Genomic DNA, 7,621 nt, shown 5'->3' on the forward strand with positions numbered 1-7,621 from the left:
GAGCGCTTTACAGAGGCACTGATCCGGATTCGGTCTTCACAGGGGCTTTATCAGACGCTGCCCACGGGCGTATTAGTTCAGGAAGAGGCGCTGTTCCGGACCCTTATACCGCTACCGGCGAACCTGACCGAAGGCGACTACAAGGCAGAGATTTACCTGACACGCGGACGCCAGATCGTTGACTTCTATGTCGCGACGATTCCGGTCAAAAAGGTCGGCCTAGAACGCTGGCTTTATAACTTGGCCCATGAAAATGCGTTCCTTTACGGCCTTATGTCGCTTTCTATCGCGATCGCCGCCGGTTGGGGTGCAGCCGCCGCATTCAACGTGTTCCGCCGCTAGCCACGCCCGATATGCGGCATCTTTGTCGCCATCACCATCATCGACTGCACATTCGCTTCCGGCGGAAGTGAAGCCATGTGAAATACGGACCGCGCAACATCCTCTACTGCCATGCTGGGCAGCGGATCCAGCCCTTGGGCAGCACGCGCTTTTTCAAGGTTCAGCACAAGATCGGTACGGGCGTTCCCGATATCAATCTGGCCGCAAGCGATATCAAACGCTCGCCCGTCAAGCGAAAGCGTCTTGGTCAGACCACTGACGCCATGCTTGGTTGTCGTATAGCAGATCGACCCTTCGCGCGGCGTAAAAGCGGAAATCGAACCGTTGTTGATGATCCGACCACCTTGCGGCGTCTGCCCACGCATCTGGCGAAAGGCTGCGCGGGCGCACAGAAACATGCCTGTCAGGTTCACATCAAGAACCTGCTTCCAGTCATCCAGCGCAATCTGATCAATTGTTGCCTGGGGGCCGAACATGCCCGCGTTGTTAAAGAGGACATCAAGGTGGCCAAAGCTGCCGAATGCCGCATCGACAGCCGCTTCATCGGTGACATCGCAAGGCATCAGGACCGCGTTCTCATGACTGATCTCTGCCAGAGTGTCCGCGCGTCTGGCGATCAGACCAACACGCCAGCCCTGCGTCAAAAAATGCTCGGCCGTGATCCTGCCAATGCCACTGCTGGCACCTGTGATAATGATTGATTTCATATCTCTTCGCTCCTCAATTCCAACGGGGCCGCAGGGACCTCAAGGTCATCAACGCGGAGCACGCCCTGCGGTCGCGCCAAACGGTTGCGTACGACCCAGCGTAACTGCGTTTCCGCACGCGTAATCGCAACATAGGCCAAGCGTTTCCAAAGCGGCTGCCCCGCCTCGACACGCCCCATGCGAGAGGCCGCATAGATATCGGGGGCAAAGACCTGCACCGTATCCCACTGCGACCCCTGCGCCTTGTGGATCGTGACAGCAGCCCCGTGCAGAAATGTCGCGCCCATACGTGCGGCAAAAGGAATGAACGGTTCCTCATCACCCTCTTGCTCGATCTTGACGATGCTGGCCGCGCTCACTTGCGGATCTTCGGCCCCCATCACGTGCAAGCGTGAAAACCCGGGTTTCTTTCCGGGTCCAAGATAGATCACTTGCGCGCCTTTGATCAGCCCGCGCGCTTCCAGATCGAGGCGCTTCTTGCGATGCTTGAGCGGCAATTCAATCCCGTCGCAAATCAGCGGCTCACCCGCTAACAATTCATCCCCAGGTGCGTTGAACGCGGCGCGAAAGGCATGGATCAATCTGATACGCGTCGCATTGCGCCAGACCAGACAGGGGGATCGCGCCATCAAATCCGCTTCGACACGCTGGGCCATGACGACGCGCTCATCAGATTTGGCCGCTTCTTCAACCATCCGTTCGAACCCGTGGAAATCCAACTGAGGATCGGCAAGTGCATGTGCCAGATCAAGGATCGGGTTGCCCGCATCCTGCCGGTGAATACGATTGAGCGTCAGGACCCGTGAGGCGGGAAGCGTTTCGAACACCATCCCGCCCGAGGACTGCACCGGCGGCAATTGTCCGGGATCACCGAACAACAGCAAGGTCGGAAAAATCTCTTTGAGGTCCTCGAACTGCTTTTCATCCAGCATCGAGCTTTCATCGACAAAACCGATATCCAGTGCCTCTTCACGCCGTTTCCAGCCGGTGATGAAATCGCTGCCACGCAGACCCGCCGCCGCCAACGCCGCAGGAACCGACTTGTGGGTCTGATAAGACGCAAAAGCCCGATCCAGCGCGATGTCGGTCAGCCCTTCAATGTCCGGCTTGTCACCCTGCCCCGCCAGCCATTCCGCGACCTTTTCGTATTCCGGATCATAGACCGGCGTATAAAGAATGCGATGGATCGTGGTGGCGGGCACGCCGTGGTTACGCAGGACACTGGCCGCCTTGTTCGTGGGTGCCAAGATCGCCAAAGTTCGGCGGTCCTTGCGTTTACGCCCTTCCCAATCGCCGGAAATAACGTCAACACCGGCTTCTTCAAGCGCATGATAAAGCTTGGCCAGCAACATGGTCTTGCCTGAACCGGCCTTACCGATCACAGCCATCACAGAGGTGATGTCCGACTGCGGTGGTTGCAGCAGGTTGTTGTCCAGATCAATACCGGACTGGCGCAGGGCAACGGCGACGTTATCCCAAGCTTCGGCCTGATCTTCAGAAAATGCAATTACTGGCGCGTTCATAGGTGCGACTGTATCCGGACGGCGAAGGCGCTGCTAGCGCATTCGATGGGGGAACGTGCCTCAGGTACGGCGCGGCATCGGCACCGCAATGGGGATGCCAAGGACCGGGTCAAGATCACCACGCGCTTGCGGGCGCGATTCTTCACCGCGCGAAGCAATTTCAACTTCAGCCACGAGACCGGCTTCTTCCAGTTGGGCGGTCAGCATCGGCAAATCGTTATCGCGCGCAAAACTGCGCAGATCGGCCAGCACATCGATGATCCAATCTCGTCCCATGCGCCACCGTCCCCATAATTCGTTAAAGAGTTCTTAACAGTCCTTGCGTGTGGGGCGTGAATCCAACGGTCCAACCACAAAAAAGGGCGCAGTTGTTTCCAACCACGCCCAGCTTGGGAAATCTGGCCGTCCTAGCGGTCGCGAGAGGCCTCCAGCGTATCTTCAAACGTCCGCAAACCCATCTTTGGGGCCTGTACCAGCACAGCCATGTTGCCGGGCTTGTGTTCATTGCGGCGCATCTTGGTATGGGCTGCGGGAATCGCGTTCCAGTCAAAGCACTCTGACATGCATGGATCAAGGCGCTGTTCCAGCATCAGGTTATTGGCCGCACTCGCCTGCTTGAGGTGGGCGAAATGGCTGCCCTGCAACCGTTTCTGGTGCATCCACATGTAGCGCACGTCAAAGGTGCAGTTGAAACCGGTGGTGCCCGCGCAAATCACGACCATGCCGCCCTTTTTGCAGACCAAAGACGATACAGGGAACGTCGCCTCGCCGGGATGTTCGAACACCATATCAACGTTAACGCCTTTGCCGGTAATCTCCCAGATCGCCTTGCCGAATTTGCGGGCCTCTTTCAGCCAGGTGTTGTATTCGGGCGTATTCACGGTGGGCAACTGCCCCCAGCAACTAAAGTCGTTGCGGTTGATCACGCCTTTCGCACCCAGTGACATGACAAACTCGCGCTTGCTTTCATCGCTGATCACGCCGATCGCATTGGCACCCGCTGTGTTGATCAACTGGATCGCATAAGACCCCAGACCGCCGGACGCGCCCCAGACAAGCACGTTCTGCCCCGGCTTCAAGTCATGCGGTTCATGGCCGAAAAGCATCCGGTATGCTGTCGCCAGCGTCAGCGTGTAACAGGCGCTTTCTTCCCATGTCAGGTGCTGCGGGCGGTGCATCAACTGCTGCGACTGCACACAAGTGAACTGGGCAAAAGATCCCCCTGCCGTTTCATAGCCCCAGATCCGCTGGCTCGTCGAATACATCGGATCACCGCCGTTGCACTCCTCGTCGTCGCCATCATCCTGATTGCAATGGATCACGACCTCGTCGCCGACTTTCCAGCGTTTGACCTTGTCACCAACGGCCCAGACAATGCCCGCCGCATCCGAACCCACAATCTGATAGTCTTGCTTGTGAATATCGAACGGGCTGACAGGAACGCCCAGCCCCGCCCAGACACCGTTATAATTGACGCCTGCGGCCATCACCAGAACCAGCACCTCGTGACTGTCGGGCTTGGGAACATCGACAACCTCAAGCTGAAACGCCTTTTCAGGCTCGCCGTGCCGCTCGCGCCGCAAAACCCAGGCATGCATCTGCGAAGGCACGTAGCCCAAGGGTGGCATCTCACCGACCTCATACAGGTCTTTCTCGGGTGCCGTATAAGCAGTTTGGTCGAGGGCCATCTCAGTCTCCATCGCTCTGATTCCGTTAGTGCCGCACCGCAGAATCGGTGCTGATGGGATTTAAATAAGCGATCAGAAAGTAACTTTGCAACCCAAGTTGGATGTTTTTTGTAATTTAATTACTCTGCAACTGCAGAAATATCTGCTGCACCTGCATCAAAATGATGCGCAATCGAATTGGCATAGAAGGTCAGGATGTCCTGCCCCTCCGCAGTTGCTGCAATCTGATCACCAGACACAGAAACCAAGCCGCGCGCGCGCAATCGGCTCAGGGCATCATGGACAACATCTTTCGCGCCGCGTTTGGGGCAAGGGATGCCACGCTCTTTCAGCAGTGCAATTGACCGTCCGACTGATGCCTCTAGGTCCTGCTCGGAAATCGGGGATGCCAGCAGAATGTGCCGCACAACCAATGGCACACCGACAACGGGCGTGACATCGGCAATCCGCTTCATCAGCTCGGTCGCAATCTGCGCGGTCAGGTCCTGTCCGTCGTCAACGTGATATTTTGACAGCTCGAGCGGTTCACCAAAACTCACCGATGCTACACCAAACCCGCGAAAGCGGCCGGTCAACCGCAATCCGATATGCCGCGCCACGCGCCAGAACACATCCACAAGGGGCGGCTTGAAACGGCGTGTACCGGATTTGTCGGCCGCAATCAGAATGGTATCTTCGAGAACGCGATCATAGTTCACCGCGACCGGCACGAAAATCACCTCGCGGACTTTCGGATCAAAGTCGTCGACGATGTAATTTAGCAAACCCATCCGTGGCGGTGCCAGCAAACCATTCAGGCTCAACCCGCCTTCGGGGAATACCGCTTGGCTGACGCCACCGCGCGTGGCCATCTGCACATATCGCGCCAAGACCTTGCGATAAAGCGCGCCGCGTGACTTGCGCCGGATAAAGTAAGCCCCCATCGCCCGGATAACCGTAGACAGCGGCCAGACACGGGCCCATTCACCTACGGCATAAGACAAAGCCCCCGCATTCGCCGCCAGATAGGTCACGAGCACATAATCCATATTGCTGCGATGATTGATGACAAAGACCACAGTCGCATTCGGATCAATCGCGGCCAACCTCTTGCGATCCAGCTTTCCCAACTTGATGCGGTAGAGCGATTTTGACAGCCAGCGCGCCAACCTGATCCCGATGCTGAAATATGCCGTTGCTGAAAACCCCGGTACGATCTCGCGGGCATAGCGACGTGCTTTTTCAAAGGCGACGTTCTCGGGGATTTTTTCCTTACGGGCATGATCGACAATCGCCTGTGTCACTTCGGGATCGTAGATAAGGCGCTGGATCATGTCGTAACGTCGCGCCAGCTTGAACGGCTCGATCGGGCGTTGCAGCCGCTGGTTCAGCTTTGCGATGACCCGTTCGGCCCGCTTGCGGAAAAACCACCTGACAGATGGAAACAGAAAATGCGACGCAAAGGTCACTGCCGCGAACAGGACGATCAGAACGAACACCCAGATGGGTAAGGATATGGTTTGCGTCATGAATTAATCGTGACAGGGAACCGTCGCCGCGTAAATCCCGTCATGCCGCGATGCAGCGAATTGACAGCGCCATAAAATGTCCGATAAACAACGTAATGTGTAATTTAATTACGCAGACTTATTCAGGAGTATCGCACATGTCGCAACCGCAGAAAGATCGCCCTTGGCTGTTCCGGACATATGCGGGGCACTCGACCGCAACGGCATCAAACGCGCTTTATCGTGGCAATCTTGCCAAAGGGCAGACAGGTCTGTCCGTCGCTTTCGATCTGCCCACGCAGACAGGCTATGACAGCGACCATATCTTGGCCAAAGGCGAGGTTGGCAAAGTCGGCGTGCCTGTCAGTCACCTTGGCGATATGCGCGCGCTCTTCAATGATATCCCGCTGGACCAGATGAATACGTCCATGACGATCAATGCGACAGCGCCTTGGCTTCTGTCACTCTATATCGCCGTGGCCGAGGAACAGGGCGCAGACGTCGGCGCCCTGCAAGGCACCGTGCAAAACGATATCATCAAGGAATACCTCTCGCGCGGCACCTACATCTGCCCGCCAGAGCCATCGCTGCGCATGATCACCGATGTCGCCGCCTATACACGCGAACACCTGCCCAAGTGGAACCCGATGAACGTGTGTTCCTATCACCTGCAAGAGGCGGGCGCGACACCGGAGGAAGAATTGGCTTTCGCTCTGGCTACTGCAACCGCCGTGCTGGACGATCTGAAAGGCAAAGTACCCGCCGAACATTTCCCTGCAATGGTGGGCCGTATTTCGTTTTTCGTAAATGCCGGTATTCGTTTCGTCACCGAGCTTTGCAAAATGCGTGCCTTTGTCGAATTATGGGACGAAATTTGCGCGACCCGCTATGGTGTTGAAGACGCCAAATACCGCCGTTTCCGCTATGGCGTGCAGGTCAATTCCCTTGGCCTGACCGAACAGCAACCCGAAAACAACGTCTACCGTATCTTGCTGGAAACGCTCGCGGTCACCCTGTCCAAAAACGCCCGTGCGCGCGCTGTACAGCTACCTGCATGGAACGAGGCTCTTGGCCTGCCGCGCCCTTGGGACCAACAATGGTCCCTGCGAATGCAACAGATTTTGGCCTATGAAACGGACCTTCTGGAATTTGACGATCTTTTCGATGGGAACCCAGCAATTGATCGCAAGGTAAACGAACTCAAAGACGGCGCACGCGCCGAATTGGCACAAATCGACGGTATGGGCGGTGCTGTCGGCGCAATTGCCTATATGAAATCCCGGCTTGTCGAAAGTAATGCCGCTCGCATCGGCAATATCGAAAAAGGCGACACAATCGTGGTCGGCGTCAACAAATGGCAGGCAGGCGAACCGTCGCCACTGACGGCCGGTGACGATGCAATCATGGTGTCCGATCCAGAGGCTGAAGCCGACCAGCTCCGCCGTCTGGCAACATGGAAGACAAACCGTGACAGTGCCGCCGTGAATGAGGCGCTGACAGCCCTGCGTACAGCCGCCGAAGATGGCAGCAATATCATGCCACCCTCGATTGCCTGTGCCCGTGCCGGTGTCACAACGGGTGAATGGGCAGACGTTATCCGCAGCGTATTCGGGCAGTACCGTGCGCCAACCGGAGTGAGCAGCAACCCGTCAAACCGTACGGAAGGGCTTGAAGAGTTACGCGAACAGGTCGATCTGGTGAGCACGGCACTTGGCCGTCGTCTGAAATTTCTCGTGGGCAAACCGGGGCTCGACGGACACTCCAACGGGGCCGAGCAGATTGCCGCGCGCGCGCGGGACTGCGGCATGGAAATTGACTACGAAGGCATCCGCCTCACCCCAGAGGAAATCGTGACGGCCGCACAAAATGGCGAT

Annotated in this window: 7 protein-coding genes; 2 read left to right on the forward strand and 5 right to left on the reverse strand. The window is 57.1% G+C overall.

From position 1 onward, the window contains the following. A partial coding sequence (locus R6T97_RS14860) for a TIGR02186 family protein (protein WP_410350067.1) occupies positions 1–342 on the forward strand: 342 nt, incomplete at its 5' end. Here R6T97_RS14860 and R6T97_RS14865 read toward each other — a convergent pair. The 5 genes from R6T97_RS14865 to R6T97_RS14885 all read right to left on the reverse strand — a co-directional run bounded on the left by R6T97_RS14865 (position 339) and on the right by R6T97_RS14885 (position 5,768). Next, positions 339–1,049: an SDR family oxidoreductase gene (locus R6T97_RS14865; RefSeq protein ID WP_410350068.1), complete on the reverse strand. Its 711-nt coding sequence runs from the start codon at positions 1,047–1,049 to the stop codon at positions 339–341. The genes R6T97_RS14860 and R6T97_RS14865 overlap by 4 nt on opposite strands. Further along, entirely contained in the window at positions 1,046–2,572 is a 1,527-nt protein-coding gene (locus tag R6T97_RS14870) for an ATP-dependent RecD-like DNA helicase (protein WP_410350069.1), read from the reverse strand. The genes R6T97_RS14865 and R6T97_RS14870 overlap by 4 nt, the downstream gene beginning before the upstream one ends. A gap of 60 nt (positions 2,573–2,632) precedes the next feature. Next, entirely contained in the window at positions 2,633–2,848 is a 216-nt protein-coding gene (locus tag R6T97_RS14875; protein ID WP_410350070.1) for a hypothetical protein, read from the reverse strand. Between the two features lie 131 nt (positions 2,849–2,979). After that, positions 2,980–4,260, reverse strand: coding sequence for a crotonyl-CoA carboxylase/reductase (gene ccrA / locus R6T97_RS14880; RefSeq protein ID WP_410350071.1), 1,281 nt, complete (start codon positions 4,258–4,260; stop codon positions 2,980–2,982). A 119-nt stretch (positions 4,261–4,379) separates the two neighbouring features. Next, positions 4,380–5,768, reverse strand: a complete 1,389-nt coding sequence (locus R6T97_RS14885) for a 1-acyl-sn-glycerol-3-phosphate acyltransferase (RefSeq protein ID WP_410350072.1) — start codon at positions 5,766–5,768, stop codon at positions 4,380–4,382. A 137-nt stretch (positions 5,769–5,905) separates the two neighbouring features. On the opposite strand from R6T97_RS14885, the gene R6T97_RS14890 reads away from it, so the two are divergent. After that, a partial coding sequence (locus R6T97_RS14890) for a methylmalonyl-CoA mutase family protein (RefSeq protein WP_410350073.1) occupies positions 5,906–7,621 on the forward strand: 1,716 nt, incomplete at its 3' end.

The sequence above is a fragment of the Yoonia sp. genome, assembly GCF_046498525.1.
Taxonomy (GTDB): Bacteria; Pseudomonadota; Alphaproteobacteria; order Rhodobacterales; family Rhodobacteraceae; genus Yoonia.

Excerpts from the sequence above, each read along its gene's own strand:
- R6T97_RS14865 (WP_410350068.1), bottom strand. The coding sequence starts at position 1,049 with ATGAAATCAATCATTATCACAGGTGCCAGCAGTGGCATTGGCAGGATC.
- R6T97_RS14870 (WP_410350069.1), bottom strand. The coding sequence starts at position 2,572 with ATGAACGCGCCAGTAATTGCATTTTCTGAAGATCAGGCCGAAGCTTGG.
- R6T97_RS14875 (WP_410350070.1), bottom strand. The coding sequence starts at position 2,848 with ATGGGACGAGATTGGATCATCGATGTGCTGGCCGATCTGCGCAGTTTT.
- ccrA (WP_410350071.1), bottom strand. The coding sequence starts at position 4,260 with ATGGCCCTCGACCAAACTGCTTATACGGCACCCGAGAAAGACCTGTAT.
- R6T97_RS14885 (WP_410350072.1), bottom strand. The coding sequence starts at position 5,768 with ATGACGCAAACCATATCCTTACCCATCTGGGTGTTCGTTCTGATCGTC.